At 65.9% G+C, this 20,512-nt stretch carries 15 protein-coding genes and 4 tRNA genes; 10 read left to right on the top strand and 9 right to left on the bottom strand.

From position 1 onward, the window contains the following. The first annotated feature begins 14 nt into the window (after nt 1–14). Nucleotides 15–719, top strand: a complete 705-nt coding sequence (locus ACSHT8_RS11360) for an Imm52 family immunity protein (protein WP_436500388.1) — start codon at nt 15–17, stop codon at nt 717–719. Nucleotides 720–817: 98 nt separating this feature from the next. Here the strand turns inward: ACSHT8_RS11360 and ACSHT8_RS11355 are convergent. Together ACSHT8_RS11355 and ACSHT8_RS11350 are read right to left on the bottom strand one after the other, a co-directional pair. Beyond that, a tRNA-Val gene (locus ACSHT8_RS11355) sits at nt 818–889 on the bottom strand. A gap of 52 nt (nt 890–941) precedes the next feature. Further along, a complete protein-coding gene (locus tag ACSHT8_RS11350) occupies nt 942–1,352 on the bottom strand; it encodes a TIGR02611 family protein (RefSeq protein WP_436500386.1) in 411 nt (136 codons plus the stop codon). A gap of 378 nt (nt 1,353–1,730) precedes the next feature. Between ACSHT8_RS11350 and ACSHT8_RS11345 the strand changes: the two genes are divergently transcribed. The 4 genes from ACSHT8_RS11345 (at nt 1,731) to ACSHT8_RS11330 (ending at nt 2,582) form a co-directional block, all read left to right on the top strand. Then, a complete protein-coding gene (locus ACSHT8_RS11345) occupies nt 1,731–2,156 on the top strand; it encodes an SsgA family sporulation/cell division regulator (RefSeq protein WP_018687187.1) in 426 nt (141 codons plus the stop codon). Between the two features lie 125 nt (nt 2,157–2,281). Further along, nucleotides 2,282–2,354 (top strand) — tRNA-Gly (locus tag ACSHT8_RS11340). 80 nt (nt 2,355–2,434) lie between these two features. Beyond that, a tRNA-Cys gene (locus ACSHT8_RS11335) sits at nt 2,435–2,506 on the top strand. Between the two features lies 1 nt (nt 2,507). Further along, nucleotides 2,508–2,582: transfer RNA gene (locus tag ACSHT8_RS11330), tRNA-Val, on the top strand. 263 nt (nt 2,583–2,845) lie between these two features. Here the strand turns inward: ACSHT8_RS11330 and ACSHT8_RS11325 are convergent. The 6 genes from ACSHT8_RS11325 to ACSHT8_RS11300 form a co-directional block, all read right to left on the bottom strand. Next, the gene (locus ACSHT8_RS11325) at nt 2,846–3,790 is read right to left on the bottom strand and encodes a tyrosine-type recombinase/integrase (RefSeq protein ID WP_436500385.1); all 945 of its coding nucleotides are present in this window, start codon (nt 3,788–3,790) and stop codon (nt 2,846–2,848) included. 108 nt (nt 3,791–3,898) lie between these two features. After that, on the bottom strand, nt 3,899–4,177 hold the full coding sequence (locus ACSHT8_RS11320) for a helix-turn-helix domain-containing protein (protein ID WP_436500383.1): 279 nt from the start codon (nt 4,175–4,177) through the stop codon (nt 3,899–3,901). A 661-nt stretch (nt 4,178–4,838) separates the two neighbouring features. After that, nucleotides 4,839–5,693 (bottom strand): hypothetical protein, encoded by an 855-nt coding sequence (locus ACSHT8_RS11315; protein ID WP_436500381.1) that lies wholly within the window; start codon nt 5,691–5,693, stop codon nt 4,839–4,841. 107 nt (nt 5,694–5,800) lie between these two features. Then, entirely contained in the window at nt 5,801–7,840 is a 2,040-nt protein-coding gene (locus ACSHT8_RS11310; RefSeq protein ID WP_436500379.1) for a HEPN domain-containing protein, read from the bottom strand. 202 nt (nt 7,841–8,042) lie between these two features. Further along, nucleotides 8,043–11,888 (bottom strand): NACHT N-terminal Helical domain 1-containing protein, encoded by a 3,846-nt coding sequence (locus ACSHT8_RS11305; RefSeq protein WP_436500377.1) that lies wholly within the window; start codon nt 11,886–11,888, stop codon nt 8,043–8,045. A 78-nt stretch (nt 11,889–11,966) separates the two neighbouring features. Further along, nucleotides 11,967–13,061, bottom strand: a complete 1,095-nt coding sequence (locus tag ACSHT8_RS11300) for a DNA cytosine methyltransferase (protein WP_436500375.1) — start codon at nt 13,059–13,061, stop codon at nt 11,967–11,969. A gap of 363 nt (nt 13,062–13,424) precedes the next feature. Between ACSHT8_RS11300 and ACSHT8_RS11295 the strand changes: the two genes are divergently transcribed. From ACSHT8_RS11295 to ACSHT8_RS11275, 5 genes are all read left to right on the top strand, one after another. After that, entirely contained in the window at nt 13,425–14,498 is a 1,074-nt protein-coding gene (locus ACSHT8_RS11295) for a tyrosine-type recombinase/integrase (protein WP_436500373.1), read from the top strand. After that, nucleotides 14,499–14,822 (top strand): helix-turn-helix domain-containing protein, encoded by a 324-nt coding sequence (locus ACSHT8_RS11290; protein ID WP_436500371.1) that lies wholly within the window; start codon nt 14,499–14,501, stop codon nt 14,820–14,822. A gap of 1,181 nt (nt 14,823–16,003) precedes the next feature. Next, on the top strand, nt 16,004–16,378 hold the full coding sequence (locus tag ACSHT8_RS11285) for a pilin (RefSeq protein WP_436502042.1): 375 nt from the start codon (nt 16,004–16,006) through the stop codon (nt 16,376–16,378). A 276-nt stretch (nt 16,379–16,654) separates the two neighbouring features. Next, entirely contained in the window at nt 16,655–17,377 is a 723-nt protein-coding gene (locus ACSHT8_RS11280) for a hypothetical protein (protein WP_436500369.1), read from the top strand. Nucleotides 17,378–18,011: 634 nt separating this feature from the next. Next, on the top strand, nt 18,012–18,485 hold the full coding sequence (locus ACSHT8_RS11275) for a pentapeptide repeat-containing protein (protein WP_436500367.1): 474 nt from the start codon (nt 18,012–18,014) through the stop codon (nt 18,483–18,485). Between the two features lie 62 nt (nt 18,486–18,547). Here ACSHT8_RS11275 and ACSHT8_RS11270 read toward each other — a convergent pair whose 3' ends face one another. Continuing rightward, nucleotides 18,548–20,434 (bottom strand): ATP-binding protein, encoded by a 1,887-nt coding sequence (locus ACSHT8_RS11270; RefSeq protein ID WP_436500365.1) that lies wholly within the window; start codon nt 20,432–20,434, stop codon nt 18,548–18,550. Nucleotides 20,435–20,512: the final 78 nt, after the last annotated feature.

Raw genomic sequence — 20,512 nt, 5'->3', positions numbered from 1 at the left:
CTGAGAGGTGAGCGATGACGGCGGAGCCGTTTCACGTCGGTGCCTACTGGGGCTCCCGCCCGGAGCCGGTGGAAGCCTGCGCGGAACGGCTCCGCCGTCTGCTGACCGGGCTGGCCGAGGCGCACCCCGCCCTGGCCACCTGGTACCGCAAGGGCACACGCAAGTCCGCCGCGACCACCCCGGTCGCGGCGGACCCCGCTGCCCTGGTGGAGCTGCTGAACGCGGGCCGCAACCGCGCCGACGTCGGCGGCGGCGTGCTCGCCGAGCTGGGCTTCTCGTTCGGCCTGTGGCACCGCGACCCGGTCGAGGTGGGTCTCGCCGGGACCGTGGGCTACCACGCGGGCAACCCGCACCTGATGAACAGCGTGGTGCTGGACCTGCCGATCCCCGCGGGCGCGGGTGCTGAGCTGTACGACCCGGCGGTGGCCGAACGCGTCATGGCCGCGATCGTCTCCGCCTGGGAGCCGGACTGGGCGACCTGGACATCGTGGCCCCTGCGCGAGGCCCAGACCACGGCCCCGCGCGAGCCGGTCGCGGGCTGGCTGACCTACCTCGGCCCGAGCCGCGCGGCCGCCCTGAACGGCCGCACTCCGGCGACGCCGTTGGGTGAGGGTGTGTTGCTGTCCCTGGGTGGCCCGGCGGCTTCCGCCAACCCTGCGGCGGCGGTGGCGTTGCGGCGAGGCTTGCCGCCGAAGGCGCTCGGTCCTACGCCGCTTTGACCTCAGCCGGCGCTAGCGCTCCCCAGTTGCTCCCACAACGCAGAACGGCTCGTTGGTGAAGTTCACCAACGAGCCGTCTGAACAGGTTAAGCAATCTGTGGGCGATACTGGGATCGAACCAGTGACCCCTTCGGTGTGAACGAAGTGCTCTCCCGCTGAGCTAATCGCCCGCCGTGGCCCGTGGGCCGCGTCGTTGGAAGAGACTCTACAGGGTGGGGTGGATCAGGTGAAAATCGGGGACCTCAACCACGGCCACTCGATTCCGAGCCAGCCCGCGATCAGGCCAAACCCGTTCAGCAGCCAGATTGTGGCCACGACGATCACCGCCGTCAGCAGCAGGATGAGGATCCGCACGGCGAGGTGTTGGCGGCCGAGCCAGTCGGTCCAGGCGTCGTATTTGCCGCGGGCGTAGCGCAGGAGGCGGTGGGCCCAGGTGAACTCGATGGCGAGGATCGCCAGGCCCGCGAAGACGATCAGCCAGCCGGGGCCGGGGTAGGGGATCATCACGATGCCGGCGATCAGCACGATGCCGCCGACGACGCCGACGCCGACTCGCCAGATGGTTCGGGTGGTGGCGTTGCGGTCGGCCCAGTCGGGGCGCATGCCGCCGTCTTCTCGGGTGTCGCTGGTCACTCAGTCCGCCTTTCGGCCATTTGCACCATTGTGCTGCGCCCGTCGCCTGTCGGCTTGGTGACGGCCGTGACCTGCGTCAACGTGGTTCTCACCACAGTGTTTCGGGGAGCCGCAGGTCAGCCTCACATTTCCATTCTGGTAAATGTCGGCCCGCCAACAATCAGGTGTCGGGCGCTACCAGGATGGCCGGAAACCAGCCACTATGGAGGAGCCTCGCGGTAGTTCGTCACAGAACGAAGCGGCACGACTGCCCTGTGCGCACGGCAGTGGCCCAGACGGGTGAAGTAAGTCCGTCTGGCGTCCTAATTGGTGCGCTAGAGCGTCACATAGTGCGGGACTCAGTCGTTCGACTGGGAAGGGAGCAGAAGGGTAGCGACGATGCGAAACGATCACGTCACGTTGCGGTCGACCGCGGTGTTCGACCTCTTGGCGCCGAGGACCCCGGCGGTCCCGGTGAAGGTCGAGCTGCGCTACGACACCCGTGACCCGTACGCCGTCGTCGCCGCGTTCCGGACCGGCCGCGCGGGCTGGGTCGAGTGGGTGTTCGCCCGAGACCTCCTCGCCGACGGCCTCATCGCCGAGGCGGGCGACGGCGATGTCCGCATCCGCCCGGCCGTCGACGACCCCGAGGTCGTCGTCATCGAGCTGAGCTCCCCGTCCGGCCACGCCGTGTTCGAGGCGTCCGCCCAGGAGCTCGCCGACTTCCTCGACCGCACCTACGACGTCGTCGTCCCCGGCAACGAACACCTGTGGGTCGACGTCGACGAGGCGCTCACGCACTTGATCTCCACCGACCTGACCTGAGGGAACAGTCAAAGGGGACCCCCGATTTGGACGCTCTGACGGGCGTCGGATAGAGTTCCACTCGTACCACGGCAGAGGGAAACGAGGCCCCAACAAGGGCCCAGGAGTACCGAAACTTTGGGACTGCGGACGTAGCGCAGCTGGTAGCGCATCACCTTGCCAAGGTGAGGGTCGCGAGTTCGAATCTCGTCGTCCGCTCGGAAGTCGATCGGCCTCTGTGCCGGCCTCGAGTTTCTTTTCGAGAACTGACGGAGCGCCGAGCCTCGGAATTCTGTCATGGCGGAGTGGCCGAGTGGCTTAGGCAAGGGCCTGCAAAGCCCTGTACACGGGTTCGATTCCCGTCTCCGCCTCGGGCGATTAGCTCAGTGGGAGAGCACTACCTTGACACGGTAGGGGTCACTGGTTCAATCCCAGTATCGCCCACCAGTATGTTTACGCTGGTCAGACGGCCCGTCGATGATCTTCATCGGCGGGCCGTTCAGCGTTTGTGGGAGCAATTTGGGAGCAGATGATCTTGACCACATTTCCGTGTGGGTAGAGGTCGTGTCCAGCTTGCTCCCACCGCTCCTGAAGTTTTGCGAGCAGGGTAGAGGTCATAACGTCGGTGACGTGCGAGTAGCGCCCGCGGACCCCGTGTTTGCTGTGGCCGAGTCTGGCGTCTTGGAGGACGTCGGGGATGTAGTCCTCGATCATCCAGGTTTGTGGCTGTGTCGTAGGTCGTGGAAGTGCAGCCCGGTCAGGATCGGTTCCCACCCGCGCCGCTGGTCACCTGCGACGGCGGGCAGCCATGCGCGGCGCCGGAAGTTGCAGCGTCGGTGGTGGCCGCCGTCGGGGGAGGGGAACACCGTGGGCCCGTGCCGCTGCTCTCGCCACGCGCGGAGCAGGTCGACGAGGAACGGGGGCAGGTGGACGGGTCGGACGCTGGCCGGGGTCTTGGGTGGGCCGAGGGTCAGTTCGCCGCCGACTTCGTGCAGTGCGCCGTGTTTCGGGTCGACTTTGATGAGTTGGGTGGGCGCGTCGAGCAGGACGTTCTTCCATGCCAGGCCTGCCAGTTCGCCCCACCGCATGCCGGTGTAGGCGGCGGTGACGGCCATCAGCCCGTCACAGGCCCGCATGCGGCCCGCGATGGCCAGGACCTGGGCGGGGGTGGCGTGTGGTCGTTCGCGGAAGTCGGGGGCCAGCCGCAGTTTGCGGCACGGGTTGGCGCCGATCAGTCCTTCTTCGTCGGCTTCGCCCAGGATCGATGACAGCAGCGACACGATGTCGGCTGCGGTTGCGGGTGCCAGGGTGCGGCGTAGGGATTTGGCCCATGCTTTGACTGTCATGCGGTTGATCTCGCCGATGGGTTCGTCGCCGAACCGGGGCAGGATGTGGTTACGCAGGTGCGAGTCGTATTTGGCCCACGTTCCCGCCCGCACATCCACAGCGTCGGCCCACACCTTGATCCAGTCGCGCAGGGGTGTCTGCGCCAGCCGCGGGTCGGTGAAGGTCCCGCGCCGCATCTCGCTGTCGATCTCCCGCGCCCGGTCGACGGCGTCGGCGCGTGTATCGAAGCCGGGCTCCGCGGGAACGGTCCCGTCGGCCAGTCGATATCGGACTCGGTACCCGGAGCCGTGTTTCTCCACCCAAGCCATGGCGAAGGTCCTTTCCAGTGGGATACACCCGAATCCGGGTGCGCCACATTCACGCTCGACTCAACGGTGGAGCGGAAGCGGTATGTGGTCATCCGACCGGGTCTGATTTCACCGAGGCGGCCGGCCAGCCGGTCCGGACGGGCGCGTCCGCTCCGGTCGGCGCGGCCCCGGCTGCGGCCGGGCGGGCCGGGCAGCGTCGGCCACGATGGCCGCGAGGTCGGCGGGGGAGAACCGCAAGTGTTTGCCCACGAACGAACACCGCACCCGCCGCTGCCCCGCCCGTCGCCGCAACCACGACTCCCGAACCTGCAACAACGCCGCCGCCTGAGCGGGCGTGTAGAGCAGTACCGCCGCCGCCTCGTCACAACGATCCGTGTTCGCCTCCATTAACCACTCCTCGCTCCGTGTCGCCTCGAGTTCTCCGCTGGGCGCCCGCGCCGCGCGTGGCGGCCTGGGACACTTCCCGACTCCGGAAAACACCGCACTTTTCCAGGCCTGTTACCTAATCTTTATCGGAGCGTCGAAGTCGAAGATCGTTAGGAAGCTCAGAACTCCGCCGCACGCTGGCGACGGGCGATGACCAGATGAGAAACCGAGTCCGACGGGATCGCCCGTGGGGGAGAACCAGTACATTCAACCGGGGTGTGCGCGGCCTACCGGCTTCTCTGATGGCACTGTGCGTTCCAGCCCTGGTCAGGCTCCACCCCAGCTGCACACCGACTACGCACGAAGGAATGCCGACCCTCAACAACCGAGTGCGCCGGACTACCTGCTGAAGTCATTGCCGATCACAGCGCGGGTGCCGCTGGTGATGGCTCGCCGAGGACCGTTGGCTACGCCGGAGATAGGCCAAGCGGAGCCGAGTTGACCCCTTAGGTGTGAACTATGGCACGGAGACCGCGCTGACCTGCGGAAACAAGACTCTTGCAGGTTAGCGCCGGTCCGTTCAGGCTCGTTGCGGTCTGTTCTGGGCCGTTCAGCGCGTGGTGTTGCTCCCCATTTGCTCCCAGAGCGTGCTCCCACACCGTCCGAAGCCGTCGCGTGGGTGTCACGGTATGAGACCGCGTTGGCGAGCTTCGGCTGCAAGCCGTTGGATGCGAGCGTCGAACACAGCGTCGCTCGCTGTGCGGAGAAAGCTCCATGCGCCCTGTTGGCGTTCGTCCTCTGTGATCGTGAATCCGATGTCGCTCAAGAACTTCCGCTCTACGTCTACCGCGCGATTGAGAAGGTCGGCCAGTCTTGCTGGAGACTCACGAGTGCCGGCAGACGGAATCGAGCGGTAGAGGTTGAGCCGATCAGACCAGCTAGGAGCGACTACATCGTCCCAGAAACCTGCTCCAAAAGCTGACAGCTGGCTTACATCGAAATCCTGAGTCCGGCCTGTCTTAGCTCCCGCGAGGTACGCGAGCGACGTGACCATGAGTTGCGTCGCCTCGATCATTGTCTTCGCGAACACACGAGGGTTGGCGCATGCTGGATCCGTCAGTGCTGTGCAGATCTTGAACGACAGCTCGAAGAGCTGCTCGTCGAGACTGCCGGCGCTCGCACGCTCGGCTATGGGGTAGCCGAGCCGAGCCATCAGCAGTTCAATTCGAAACTCTTCAAGGCTCGCCGCCGCTACCCCGTGGAGGGTTGCTAGTCCTTCGGAACAGTGGTCCTTGAAGGGCCAGTCCGTTATGGACTCGTGGTTCACGTGTAGCGCGACGTGTCCGCCCTCGTGAGCAAGCAGCCTCTCAACATCATCGGTCGAACAGTGCGATACCACGTCCCCGTTGAGGATGATGGTCGGCGTTCCGCCAAGCGTCATCGTTCTGGCGGCGGCCACGCCCGAACCGCGTTCCGCTGTATACATGTGCGATGCATGGTCGAGCCTCCGAATCGTTTGATCGAAGTCTTTGCTCACCACGACCACCGCGCCAGGTTGCCCAACAGCGTCCAGACCTCGTTGCATAGCGGGCAAGAGGGTGTATGGAAGCACGCAGCCGCGTTCGAACCTCAGATCCATGACCATCACATCGCAGCCGACACATCAACTTGTACACACCAGGTTTGGAGCCGGTCTTCAGCCACCCATGCAACAAGGTGCTGCAGGTCGGCGGACCCGATCTCGTGGCCATGGGATTCGAGAACCTCGGCCACCGTGTCCGTTGTGGCGTCAACGAGAAGGGGGAACGCGTCGAGGATCGGGGCGAGGTCAACGTGTCGACGCCACCTGGACATCGGAAATTCCATGCCTGTAGCTGCGCAGTGGTCGTTGACGGAGACGAAGAGCGCTGATGTGGCATAGCCAGGGCCTGCTTCGGGCTTGTTTCCTGGTGTGCGCTGCGGTGCGGTATCTCCCAGGGTATCGGCGAGTGCTTGGGCGACGTTGTTGACGTTAATTTCTGGGACCCCGCGGCGGCGTGCCGCGCCGAAGACAGCGCCGCTCGGGACCCACTCCTGGCGCCACTTTGTCCCGGCAACCTCTAGCAGGGCGGCGACGAGAGGATCCATGCCATCGTCAGGTTCGAGTTCCTCTTCAGCGACCAGATGCGATCGCCGCGCCTTCTTCTTGCGCGGCGAAGGAGCTTGGGTAGCAGCACCACTGTTGTATGCCGGCATCAGATAGTCATCGATGTCCTGCGCGAGCGAATGGTGACGGTCGCGGACCAGCTCAGCGAGACGCGCGTCGTCGACTCCGAGGTCGCGCAGCACGAGAAGTTCCACGATTGCCAAGGTGGCGGTGAGGACGGTGAACGCGGCGTCGTCGTCCAGCGTGACTACTCGGCCGCCGTGGGCCGCGTCGTTGCGGCATCGCGACGCGCCCCATGCCCAGGCCTTCGCCTGCGGGAGGTCGGACGACTTGCAGCCTGCGTTGTCGTTGGCAGAGCTGTTGGTCAGTAGAGGTCGAGCGTGCGTCCCGAGGTGGTCAACCAGCAGTTCGAGACGTTGCCTCAGGGTCGGCTGATTCCATAGCGATCCGACGACGTACTCCTGATACTGTTTCAGTTCATGTGACTGGGCGATGGCCGCCGCGACTAGCTCGCGTAGGGCCGCGAAGTCATCGGCTGGCATGTACGTCATTCCGGCCGTTTCGGCTCGGCTGGCGAAGTAGGACTCGGCTGCAGTGACCGCGGTGACCAAGCGTGTGTCAAGCAAGAGGGGTAGTTCGTGGGCGACCGACAGGCTTGCCATCGTGCCGTCCAGTTCTTCTGCGACTCGGTACCAGCGCGGCAGGACTTCGTCGAAACCCACGTGATCGAGGGTGAACAGCATCCGTGACCGCGGCACGAGACCGCCACTGGACGGGATCACGGGCGGGAACCGCTTTTGCAGCGGAAGCAGCCTTGTTTCAGAGGGATCGATCGTCTGCGTCGCAGCCTCGTCGTCAGGCTCGACTGCACGAAGATGAACGGAAAGCACGCTGGCCTCGCGGCGTACGACCAAACCCAGCAAGCGTCGCATCGACTTGATGTGCCCCAACAGCGCGCTTAAGGCGACTGGGTGCGTCGTCGTGATCCTGGCCAGGACAGTGTCGACAGGACTCGTTGAAGAACCTTCGTCACCCTGGTGCATCTGGGAGACCAGCACGACAGTTGTGCCGTCCGGCAGCGTTGCGGTCGGCTGGCTTTCAGACGCCGACCACTCTGCGAGGTGCTCCAGCTGCACCTCCGCGCCGACGAACGCCAGCACGTCCTCCGCGGGTACGAGATCAGGTCGACGGTCAGCTGGCACCGGATCGTCTGTGGTCATGTCAGCAGGTTTTCCTGGATTCAGCCACAGGCCGTCGATCACAGCACCCACCTGCATCCGGCGGCCGTTGCCACTCACACGCAGCAACGTGATCTGGCGGCCGCTCGCGGCACGACCATGAACGGCCAGTGCCGAGGCTGGTCGTACATAGGCGGACCGGACGCCGTTTACCGGCTCGATCAAGAACGGCAGCAACGCGGTCACGTCGAGAACCGCACGACCAGATTCCTCGATCGTGAGCACACCGTCGACTCGACGAACCTCGGATTCGGGACGGTGGTCGGCGATCCACCAGATCCCTTCGTGCTTAGTGGGCATCGTCAACCTCTCGCGGTTCGGAACCCGCTCAGTCTGCGCTCCTTTGCTGGAGTAGGGACTCCACCACGAAGCTGCTGGACGGGCGACAAGGTCATTGCTCAGGAGTTGCGCTGCATCAACGCGCTCGGGTTGATGCCCTCCCCGGTGTGTCCAACAGCTGGCGGTGTCATTGGGGTGGCAGACATTGTCGCCATCAATCGTGTCAATTGGTCAGTTCGAGGATCATGCGGAGTACAGCGTGGCGGTCTCTGTCTTCGAGTTGCGCCACGGCCGCGACGACGTACTGTGCGGCGAGTGCTGGCGGAAGCAGCTCTAGGAGCGTGCGGTAGATGGCTTCAGCTGCCAGTGGAAGCGGATCAACCACGTCCTGACGAACCAGCACTACGTCGAAGAGGGCTGCGCGGCACCGGTCCACCACTGCTCGTAGGAGAGGACCTGAAGCGTTGGCGTGGTGGATCGCGAGCGCAACTACTCCGGCTACCGCGTTCGACGCGAGTTGCGGCGTGCGGCAGAACGCGTAGGCAGCGCCACGTGCAAGCCAATAGGCCCACTGTGGCAGGGCATCTGGCCGGTGTTGGGCTACCTGCTGCACCAGTTTGCCGACAAATGGCAGCGTCGCCTCGGCGTTCCGCCACGAGCTGGGGCGTCCCAGAGCCATAGCGACTGAGCCTGCTTGCCAGCCCTCTTCTTCGGCGATCTCTATGAGCCGATGCGAGGTGAATTGGAAGTCGCCTACCCTCGCGCGGAACAGCGTGGTGATTGCGGCCTGATGTTCCTGTGCATTGATCAACTCCTCGTTCAGTAGTCTCTGCAGTACGGCCGCAGTTGAGATCGCCTCAATTCCTACAGATCTGGCGAGGGCCCGGAGTGCCGCATCATCGGCCCACACCGGCGCTTGCTGATCAGCGGCGAGGTCAAGCAGGGGCGCCCAAGGGTGGTAAGACTGCTCATCCAGCCGCGGTTCGATCCGCGTGAGAGGACGGGGTTTGCGAATTAGCTGTTCGATGCTAAGAACCAGTCGATCAGATTCTTCTGCAAGCCGGTCGGCCTCCTCGTCGGAGGTCTCGTACAGCCGCCCGGTCTGAGCGTCTTCGTCCCAGCCCCATGATCCGGTACTTCTGCTCGCCAATGCGTCTCTGGCCACTCTTGCATCGTGCAGAGTCAAGTCGCAGGTTATGACGCGGCGAAACAGCCCCAAGGCCAAGCTGCGGATCGAGTGCGGAAGGGTATCCAGCACGGCGACTGTTGTTGTGTCCACCACGACGGTCGAACGAGCCGTCGTGGAGGCGGACTGTAGGCACATGCGGTGTTCGGACAGGTCGGCGTGCACTGCCTGCAGAACCGTTGGGGCCCGCCGCAGCACGATCTCCGCGTAGCTACGCGGCAGCGCGGCCGAGAGGACTCCGACCGGCAGCTGTCCGAGCTCTACCTTGTTCAGGAGTTCTCGCTTCATCTGTCGCTGTTCGGGTGATTCCCGAGCCATCTCGTTCATCTGAGCGACAAGAGCTTGCAGATCGTCTCCGCGGATCCGTCTCAGCAGCGAGCTCTCTGGCCAGAGTTCGAAAAAGTTCTCCGACGCGCGCTGCAACTCCTCAGCTAGGTTTTCAGGGAGTGGCTCCTTTGCGGCGCGAAACGCGATGAGAGTGACCAGCGCATGAGCGGCGACCTGCTCCGAGTCCGGGAACTGGCGGATCAGGCGCAGGCAGCCATCTGCGGTTTCGTGCAAGTCTCCATACTCCCGGTGCAGCTGGATCCAGCAATGAGCGTCGTCCAGCTGCACCGCCCGCAGAGGGCTGTCGTGTTCACGAAACACCCGCCATGCCGCAGCGGTATCGGCTCTGCGAAGGAGGAGGTGAATCAGCGACCAACGGGTTCGCTCATCGCTCGGGTCTGCTTTCAGGGCGGAGCGCGCGAGTTGTGCGGCAGTCTCCAATCTGCCCGCGTCGAAGGCGATACGCGCGGCGAGAAGCTGGGCGTTCCGAAGGCCCTGCCAACCAGCTGGTGACGCGGCTATCAGTGCCGCCAACTCCTGCTCGGCTTCATCCACCCGATCAGCGCGATGGAGTTCAAGCGCTGCTTCGAGTCGAAGTTCAGGGTCGGCGAAGTCATCAGCCGCTTGGCGAAGCGTTTCGACAAGACCGTCGACATCGCCCATCTCGCTGTAAGCGCCGGCCAGGATTGAAGCAGCATCTCGTGATGAGCGCGCCTGAACACGCAACACCGCGATTCCGCGGTCGGTTCGTCCCGCGGCGAGGTCTGCTACGGCTCGGATCTCCTTGCCGATGTCCGGCAACTTGGCAGACAGCTCTTCCATAGCCTGGACGTCCATCTGTCCGCAGCGCGCCAACCCGAGTAGCGCTCGAGCCTTGTAGGCATCCTCCGTGGCAGCTTCCAGCGCAGCTCGCCAATGGGCAGCTGGGTCCTCGCCCCGGCGGAGAGCGATGATCGCTTTCATCGCGGCGACTACGGAGGCGTCTCCTACCTCTTCGAATGTGACGTCGTCGGGTGGATCACCCAGCCATGTGCGCGCGACGAGGACGAACCGACGTACTTTCTGCTCAGCGGCTTCCTGGTCAGTTGCTTCGCCAGCTTCAGTAAGGCCGAACCGTAGAACGGCCTTGTAGTCGCCGACTTCGTCGGCAGCTTCGCACGCGACAGCCACGGCCTCTGCGCTGTCACCTCGCCATGTGCGCCGCTCATCGCGAACCGTGAGCGCTAGTGTTTGGGCTTCGCGGATGTCGGCGTGCCGGTGATCTGCCTCGCCGCGTTGGGCTCGCCAAACCAGATGTGCGGCCCGTGCGAGCGCCACGGTCGAAATCCATGTGTCCCGCAGGATTTTACTGGAGAGTGCGATCGCCTCGTCGAGCGACGACCGTGAGATCGTCTCGGTTCCCCTGCCGATGAGGGCCTCACGTACTGAGAGCACATAGTGGAACAAACGCTCGAGGTTGTCTGCTGGCTTCCAGCTGGCGAGCTCATGACGCAGACGTGTCCAATCGTCGGCCAAGAGAGCGGTCATGCAGCGTGCGAAGGGATCCGTAAGACTGTTCTTGGAAGCGGCATCGAGCAGCGGGCGTTGGGCGTCGTCTCGGCGGTCGATGTCTTCGTAGATCAATGCGGCTCGCGCCAACCAGAACTGCCTGCGTGGCGCACCGTCATCAGCCGCCGAGATAAACAGGCTCGCAGCAAGAGTACGGCTGCCGTACACCGCGAGCAGCGTCGCTGTTGCCAGGCGGGCCGGCACGGCCAGCGCAGCCAGGCGAGCCGGTGGGTCTGCCTCCCAAGCTCTTGCCACCTCGCTGGGCGGCGACTCCATGCTCGTGAAGGTCGTGACAACAGACCAAACACCTTCTGGGTCGTCACGCCACCAGGTCACAAGGTGGTCATGATGGATCGGTGGCAGTCGATGCAAGCGACGTTCGAAGTCCTCGAGTTTGCGCCCAGAGCTCGACTCGATCTGTTCCACAGCGTGAGCGAGCCTGCGCTCGGCGCGATCAGATTCTGATTGAACCTGGTCGTGCAGGCCGGTGAGTCTCTGCAAGATCTCTCCGAGTGCCGCCACCTGCAAATCTGGTAGCTTTCGGATGATCTGCACGACGTCGGCGCACGACTCTCTGAGCAGCCGGAAGTAGTATTGCTCGCCGTCCTCGCCAAGGGTGACCTCCGCGAGCAGAGCTGGTGCCTGCCGACGTAGCTCTCTCTCCAGAACGCGCGGATCGAGATTTGCCTTGGCGACGAGTTGTGCATTCAGGTCGGCGCGTTGGAAGGTCTCTGTGACCGCCTCGACAGCGGCTACTTGGTCGTGCTCGTCGAGTCGTCGGTACTCGTGTCCGAACCGCTCATTGATCCGCTCGGCTACCTGCTTGCCGACTTCTTCCAGGGCTCGTTGGACACGGCGGCTCTCGGCGGCTTCGCTCAAGCGACCACCGAGGATGGCGGTGACGCCTGCACCGAGGTCTCCGGCCTTCTTGTTCCCAGTGCCTGCCTCGACAGCCGTCCTGACCAACGTCTCAGCGAGCTTGACCACAGCTGCCGAAAGAATGCCCACTTGATCGTCTCCCGGAGTTCATCTCGACAAGCCGTCAGTATGACTCTCAGCACCGACAGTTCCGGGATCTCCGGTCCGTCATGCTGCAGCGTCGTCCTCGGAACGCCCACACACCGGATCGTGTTGAAGAAGGCCAGCAAGGTCCTTCAGCAGGTGCGAAAGTGCGTGGGCCGCTTGTTGTGGGACGACGCCGTTGCCGAGCGCACGGAGGTGTGCTGTGCGCGCGAGAGGGATATCGGTGATCCAGCCTTGTGGGAGGCCCATGAGGTGCTCGACGAAGGGCGGCGCAAGCACGGGGCTGCCGTGTTGTCCTGGTTGAGTCGGATACGGCGAGGGTCTGCCGAGCAGCTGTTCCCAGCGGCGTACGGCCGGGCCGTAGTCTCCCCAGTCCATGGTTTCTGCCTGGGCTTCTACGAGGTTCGTGCCGCTTCGCTGTGAGACAAAAGCTGGATGATCGCCGAGGGCAGCATCAGGTCGCCTTTGGAACCGCGTTGTGCTGGGCAACCCTTCGTTCCGTCGGTCGCTCGGGGCGTTGGAAGGAACGCCGAGTTGGTCGTCTCCAGCAGTCGACACCGGTCGGACAGAGACGGCCCACCGTCGTGGGTGCAGTGAGTTGAAGACTTCGCGTCCGACGCTGTCGGGGTCGGCATCAACCTCATCACAGCGTTCACCGCGTCGTGCAAGCTGACTTGGTGTCCAAGCGCTCGCCGGCGAGTCGGATCGGCGGCGCCTCGGTTGTCGCCGTCGCGCGCTTGCGGTGTTGGCAGCATCCGCGGTGAGGGGAGCGCGGGGCCAGGCGAGCAGGAACACGCGTTCGCGTCGGTGTGGGACGCCGATGTCGGCGGCGCGGACGCTACGCCAGAGCGCGTCATACCCTGCTTCGGCCAGGTCGCCGAGTACACGGTGGAGTCCTCCGTTGCGCCAGCGAAGCGCGGCGACGTTCTCCACGATGAACAGCGCGGGTCGTAGTACGCGAAGGCCCGCCACGATGTCGGTCCACAAGCCACTGCGCTCGCCTTTCTCGATGCCGATGCGTCTGCCGGCGGCGGAGATGTCTTGGCACGGGAACCCGGCAGCGAGTACGTCCACGGGCTCCACCGTGGTCCAGTCGATGGCGCGCAAGTCGCCGAGGTTGGGCACGTCGGGCATGCGTGCGGCGAGGATCTGCTGCACGTGTGGGTCGGGGTCCGCGCACCAGGCGATGCGGCCCGCCGCCGAGTGCGGCCAGCATGCCGAGGTCGAGTCCGCCGTAGCCCGTGCAGAGCGATCCGAGCACGGGGTCGTTGCTCATGCCGCCCGGTTCCAGGGTTGTTCGTCGTTGCCGAGGTCGTCGGCGAGCTGGTGTGTGCGGGCGGCTCCGCGGGTGAGTACGACATCACTGGGGTTCAGCCGGGTCCGCGCTCGCCTCTGCCCGCAGACCTGGGCCTTCCTCGCAGCGCACACTGGGTTTGGCGTGTTGAAGTTGCTTCGGGATTCTTGAAGTGATTTCATTCTGCGTGATCTCCCTTCAGGAATACTGAAGTCAAGGAGCGTGGGTTGGCTGTCGCGGCGGTTCGGGATCTGCGCACGCTGCGGCCGGTGGCATCGCCGGATGAACTCGAGCAGTTCGAGGTCGACGTGATGGCCGGGTTCGTGCTCGCGCGGGCTTCGGCCGGGGTGGCGGACACGACGATCCGGGGCGACCTGAGCAATCTGGAACAGGTTCGGGAGTGGTTCGGCCGCCCGCTGTGGGAGATGGAACCGCCGCACGCCGACGCCTACTTCGGCCGGGAGCTGCGCGGGGCGCCGAGTGGCACCCGGCTGGCGCGCGCGGGCGCGCTGTCGGTCTACTTCGAGTTCCTGGAGCTGCGGCACAAGGTTGAGCTGCACGCGCTGACTGGGCTCGTGGTGGAGTGCCCGCTCGATGAGATGAACCGGCCGCGCGGCAGCAAGAACGCCAAGTTGCGCATCCCTCCGCTGGAGACCGAGATCAACACACTGTTCGCCGGGTGGGGACGCGATCTGGAGACGTGCCGGAAGTTCGCGCCGACGGCGCGCAACTACGCGGCTGCCCGGTTGATGGCCGACGTCGGGCTGCGGATCAACGAGGCACGCCACCTGGACCTGGCCGACATCCGGTGGGAGCTGGGCGCGTTCGGCAAGCTCCATGTCCGCGTCGGCAAAGGCGCGCGCGGGTCCGGACCACGCGAGCGGATGGTCCCGTTGCTCAACGACGCCGGCAGCACGCTGCGCTGGTACATCGAGGACGTGTGGGGCCACTTCGAGGATGACCACCTGCGCCACAGCGCGCCGCTGTTTTCCTCCGAACGACAGAACAAGGACCGAACGCGGTGCCGGGTCGGTTACGACACCCTGCGGTCCGGGCTCGTCGAGGCCACCGCGCGGCACCTGCCATCGTGGGCGGGTCGGCTGACGCCGCACGTGCTGCGCCACTACTGCGCCTCGCAGCTCTACCTCAACGGCGTCGACCTGATCTCCATCCAGGAGATGTACGGGCACGCTTGGGTGGCCACAACGATGAAGTACGTCCACGTGCATCGCAGCCGGATCGAGGACGCGTGGATCGCCGGGCAGAAGCGCGCGGCCACGCGGCTGGAAGGACTGATGTGAATGCGGTGGAATCTGCGCCTGGCCGCGGCGAATCGCGGCATCTGGCAGGCCTCCGACCTGCAACGCCTGCTCGCCGAACGCGGTATGGCGGTGTCGCTGGGCAAGATGTCCTACCTGTGGTCCGGTCAGCCCGCCTCGCTCAAGCTCGCCGACCTCGACGTGATCTGCGCGGTGCTTGGCTGTGAGGTCGGCGACCTGCTGATCCCGGAACCGGAGCAGGTGCCCAAGCCAGTCGGTGAGACCACGCAGGCCGCCGTCAACGAGCGCCCCGCGCCCCGAGTGGTGCCTCGGCGGCGCGACGGCCGGTCGACCCCGCCCGTCTGAGCGGTGGTCACACGTGATGGCACCGGGCCGAAGATCGCCCGGTCGGTCACCAATTGCGCGGACTGCTTCGCCTGGGGCGAAACCTACGCCCAGGGCGTGTGCCTGGCCTGCTACAACTTCGCCGCCGCCCGCTTCCAGCACCACGTCGGCGGCTGCGCGGCGTGCCGCCGCGAGGCGCGGCTGAAGGCGGGGTACTGCCGGTTGTGCTGGTGTCAGGCACGGCTGGACCGCGCCGTCACCGCCACTGACGCCCGCTCGAACGTCGTGCTCGCGCCCTACCTCGCGCAGGTGCGCGGCCAGCAACTGTTCCTGGCCGACATCCACCGGCCGCAAGCTCCGCCACGCACGACGCCGCGGCGTCGCGGCGCCAAAGGCCGGGCACCCAAGCCCCCACCGCGCGTCGCGGCCCGCCCGAGCGAGGAGGGCGTGCAACTGCTGTTGTTCGGCGACCTGAAGCGCACCTACCGGCCCGGCAGCATCGACCTCCGCTCCAGCTCCACACCGGACAACCCGTGGCTGCACTGGGCGCTGCACCTGGCACACACCACCGCCGAAACGCGAGGCTTCGACCCGACCGTGCGCCGCGCGCTCAACCGCAACCTGGTGATGCTGCTGGCCAGCCACCACGAAGGCGACGTCGTGCGCGTGTCGGACCTCTACCCCGTGATCCGCCGACGAGGCGGCGGCGCCCTGACCCACGTCGTGGACGTGCTGTCGACGATGGGCATCCTGCTCGACGACCGACCCGCCGTGTTCGACACCTGGCTGCAGTCCACACTGGATGGACTTCCCGGAGCCATCGCACAACAGGTCCAGCGCTGGGCTCACGTCCTGCGCCACGGCGGGCCGCGACGCAACCCGCGCCACGCCAACACCGCCATCGCCTACGTCCGCGTCGCGGTACCAGCCCTGACCGCGTGGTCGCACACCCACGACCATCTGCGGGAGATCACCCGAGCCGACGTCCTGTCCTACCTCGACACCCTGCGCGGCGAGCCGCGGTCCACCGCGCTGACCGCGCTGCGGTCGCTGTTCACCTGGGCCAAACGCGACGGCGTGATCTTCCGCAACCCAGCGGCGAGCATCCGACTCGGCAATCGAACCCACACCATCTGGCAGCCACTCACCCACGACGACATCACGCGAACAATCCGTGCCGCGACCACACCGCAGGCCAAGCTCTGCGTCGTGCTCGCAGCCGTGCACGCCGCCCGACCCGGCCAAATCCGTTCGATCCAGCTCGACGATGTCGAACTCGGCAACCGCCGCGTCACCATCGCCAGGCGCGGCCGTCCGCTCGACGAGCTGACACACCGGATCCTGCTCGAGTGGCTCGATCACCGACGGAGCCGATCCGCAACTGGATCATGGGCGTGTTGGCCGGGATCGCCACGGTGTTCCTGACCATCGGCGGGGTGCGCCGGGTCGTGGGCGCCGGTGACCCGGGCGAGCAGGAGAAGGCCAAGGAGTGCTTCAAGGCCGCCGGGATCGGCTACTGCCTGGCCGCGCTCGCGCCGCTGGTCGTGACCGTGCTCAAGGGCATTGTGGGGGCCTGAGTCATGTCCCGCCGACCCAATCCGACCGCGCCCATCCGATGCCATGCACGGGACGCTCTGACCGTCCGCGACCTGAGCCCCGAGGCGGCCGTCCGATCCACGCACCCGGGAGCCGATCGGATCCTGCTCGCCCCGCCCATCGCGCTCCGCACCCGACGCCCACGGAGTTCACGGCGACGGCTGGGTCGCCTCGCCGGGTGCTTGCTAGGTATTGCGCGGGGTCGCGCGCTGGCGGTTCCGGTGGGCCTGGTGGTGTTGCTCGGCGGTGCTGTTGCGGTGAGTGCCGCAGCCGCGCCGAGCCCTGCCTCCGCCGCCGCGCAGCCCGCGCCGCCAATCCCGACTGTCGACCCCGGCTGCTCAGCGGGCACGCCGAGCCCGATCTGCTCGCTGCCCACGATGTCCCCGCCGCAGCCGGCACCCACCGGCCTGCCGCTGCCGCCGACGGATCTGCCGCCCTGCCCGACCGATGTCGTCCACCCGGGGGTTCCCGTCGGCTGCGTCCCGGCCACCCCACCGACATCGCCGGCGCCGTGTGCCGGGGAGGGCTGCATTCCGCGGCCCGGGGTGACCACGCCGCCGACCGGTCCCGGCACGACGCAGCCCGGCCAGGGCGATGGGGAGGAGGAGTGCGGGATCACCGCGATCGGCGGTTGTGTCACCAACGCCATCAACGGGTTCTTCCGCGGCATCGTCACCTCGGCGCTCAACCCGCTGTTGGAGTTGCTGTCGCGCACGTTGCTGACCACGCCGACGCCGGAGGCGCTGCCGCGGGTCGGTGAGCTGTGGGACAACTCCTGGCAGATCCTGCTGGTCTCTTACAGCCTGCTCATCGTCATCGCCGGGATCGTCGCGATGGGCTACCAGACCGTCCAGACTCGACACTCCATCAAGGAACTCTCCCCGCGCCTGGTGGTCGGCTTCCTCGCCGGAGCCCTCAGCTTGTGGGTGGCGACCAAAGGAATCCAGATCGCCAACGCAGTTGGCCCCCATCGACCCTGAGGCCGCGGATCCTTTCCACCACGCCTTCGCGCTGTGCCGGGTACAGCGATCATGAGAAGCATGATCCGTACAACCCGCCGCAGCATCGCCCCCGGCACCACGCGGACCCGCATACGACCACGTCCCATGCCAGCCACCCCGTCGGCCGCTCCGAGCCATGCGCACTCCAAGGCGCAGACGATCACCACGGCGGTCACCACGATTACCGCGATCGGCGCCTTGATTTTCACCGGCCTGTCCCTCAACGCCACCCAAGACCAGGTAGCAGCAGCCCAACGGCAGAACGAGGTGGCTCAGGAGGGCCAATACGCCGAGCGCTACACGAAGGCCGTCGAACAGCTCGACCAGACCGGCCCAGAACACCTGCACACCCGGCTGGGGGGGCATCTACGCCCTACAACGCCTCGCCGCCGACTCACCCCGCGACCAACCCACCATCGTCCAGGTACTGACCACATTCACCATCACCGCAGTCCGCAACAACACCCCGCCTTCCGGTACTACCTGCGCCGACGTCGCCACCCCCGACGTCCTAGCCCCTCTCTCTGTGCTAAGCCAACGCGACCGAGCAAACGATGGGGTGCATCCCATCGCTGGTGGCGATCTAATATCTGCGCTCCCACCAGAGCTCCACATGGACCTCGCCAAGGCATGCCTCGCCAGGGCGTACCTGCCATATGCCTATCTAGAGGCAGCGAATCTGCGCCACGTGGACCTGTCGCAGGCTGGCCTGACCGGGGCGAACCTGCACCGTTCGAACTTGACGGAGGCAAATCTGACTTCGGCGAACCTCACCGAGGCTGACTTGCGCCAAACAATCCTCAACGGGACCTACCTGACCAAAGCAAACCTGTCTGGGGCTGATCTATCCGAGGCATTCCTTCCCTACGCAAACCTCGTCGGAGCGAACCTCCACGACGCACGCCTACGCGGCGCAGACCTGAACCACGCAAACCTGCAGGGAGCAAACCTCACCGGAATAGACCTGCGCCGAGCCAACCTCACCGGGGCCAACCTCGTCGGAGCAGATCTCACCGGGGCCACCCTTCTCGGAACGAACCTCACCGGGGTCATCTACGACTCCACGACCAAGGGCCTCAACCCATAGACCCCAACGACGAGGCATGGCACCGCATGGTCGACGCCGCGAGATCCCAGCACTCAAGTTCGCTAGTGGCGCGGTTCGTGTCGCCGCCGGACGCGTCGTCGGTCGACCCCGGCGGGAACCGGCGCAGCCCCGTATTCGAGTGTGATGGGTTCGCCGAGCGCATGGTAGGCGCGACCGAGCCCGATGAGGGTCCAGGCCAGGCCGAAGTCGTCAATGCCTTGGCGGATGGCGAGGGCCTTCCGGTAACAGGCCAATGCCTTCCATGGTCGGCCCAGGTCGAGGAAGGCGTTGCCGAGATTGTTGACCAGGAACGCGAACCCAGCCGTGTCGCCGTTGGCGCAGCAGATCTCCAGCGCCAGCTCGTGCGGCCGGGTCCACGGACCCCACGGCTTGCGGCGGTAGAGGTAGTCGCACAGGACGATCGGCAATCCGACGGCGATGTCGTCCAGACCGATCTCGGCGGCTTCCTGGCTGGCGTTGGCAAGGTTGACGCGTTCGGTTTCGCACCAGTCGGCGGCCTCGTCGTACCTGCCGAACTCCGGTATTGTGGGCATCGTGGGGACGCCGCGCTCGGCGTAGCCGCGGCCTGCGGAGATGATCCGGCCCGCGGCCTGGCCCGCGCTGAGGTACCACTGGAGAACTTGCTCGGCCGCCGCTCGACGCGCCGGTTGGGGTACGTCGGTCTCGGCGCACTCGGCGGCGTAGAGCCGGAGTAGGTCGTGGAAGCGGTAGCGGTCTTCGCCGGTTTCCTCGATGAGGTGAGTTTGCGCCAGCGCGTCGAGCCGTCCCTGTGTCTCGGTCAGGTCGAGGTCGACCACCGCTGCCGCGGCCGCGGCGCTGAACTCGGGTCCGGGGTGAACGCTCAGCAATCGGAACAGCGTGGCGAGTTCGCTGCTGAGGGCGGTGTAGGACCAAGAGAACGCTGCCCGGAGTGCTGCGCTGTCGTCGCTGCCGACGGAGAGCACTTCCAGCCGCTTCGTCTGCGAGGTGAGCATCGTGGCGAGCCGAGCCAATGCCAGGTGGTCCCGATCGTTGGCCCGTTCGGCCGCGATCCGCAGAGCGAGCGGGAATCCGGCGCATAGCTTCGCGAGGTCGCGGGTGGCCTCGGGATCGTCGTGTGCGCGGCGACCAATGACGTCGGTCAACAGGGACGCGGATTCCTCTGCGTTGAGTGGCCCGACCGACATCCGCGTCGCATCGTCCCGAGTGGATAGACCGACCAGCCGGTTGCGACTTGTAACCAGCGTCAGGCAACCGTCGCTGCCCGGCAGCAGCGGACGAACCTGCTCTGGGGTGACGGCGTTGTCGAGCACTACCATCATCCGTTTGCCTGCGAGCAGACTTCGGTACTGGCCGATCCGCTGGTCCATTCCAGGAGGAATGGCGAGCGGCCCGACGCCGAGTGCTACTAGAAAGTCGCGCAGAACTTCGCTTGGGAGCGCGGGCCGATTTGATGCATCGTGGCCGCGGAGATTTGTGAACAGAATTCCGTCGGAGAATCGATCGGCGACCACGTGCGCCCACTGGATAGCGAGCGCGGTCTTGCCCACACCCGCTGGCCCGTCCAAGCAGACAACCGGCATGAGCTCACGTCGCAAACCCTGATCGATTTCGGCGGACATGCGCGCGACGAGGTCGTCCCGCCCGACGAAGTGCCGTCCGCGGGCCGGAAGCTGCGCGGGTCGGACCCGGTGGACCTGCTCCCGCGGCAGCGCGGCGAACATCCGCAGCAACTCGCCGCCAGTCTCCAATGCCTGGTCACAGGCGTTCGCCAGCTGTTCGGTCGGCTGGCGCTGACCGTGCTCGACGTTGCCCAGATGGCTGCGACTGAACGTCGTCAACTTCTGCAGCTCAGCCAGCGACAGTCCGCGCAGATCGCGCCACCGTTGCAACTCGGCTCCGAACGCCGCCGCCCCGTGCGGGGTCGTCTTCTGCTGTCTTCCGTTCATGTGAAGACACCTACCCCCTCGCAATTGCCTGCGGATGTCGGCGCTCACGGATTTCCCCAGGTTAGGGCGGTTGTCGCT

It is taken from the genome of Actinokineospora sp. HUAS TT18, assembly GCF_051364635.1.
Taxonomy (GTDB): Bacteria; Actinomycetota; Actinomycetes; order Mycobacteriales; family Pseudonocardiaceae; genus Actinokineospora.
Note: the sequence above shows the minus strand (reverse complement) of the source record. Positions and strands in the feature narration are given on the sequence as shown.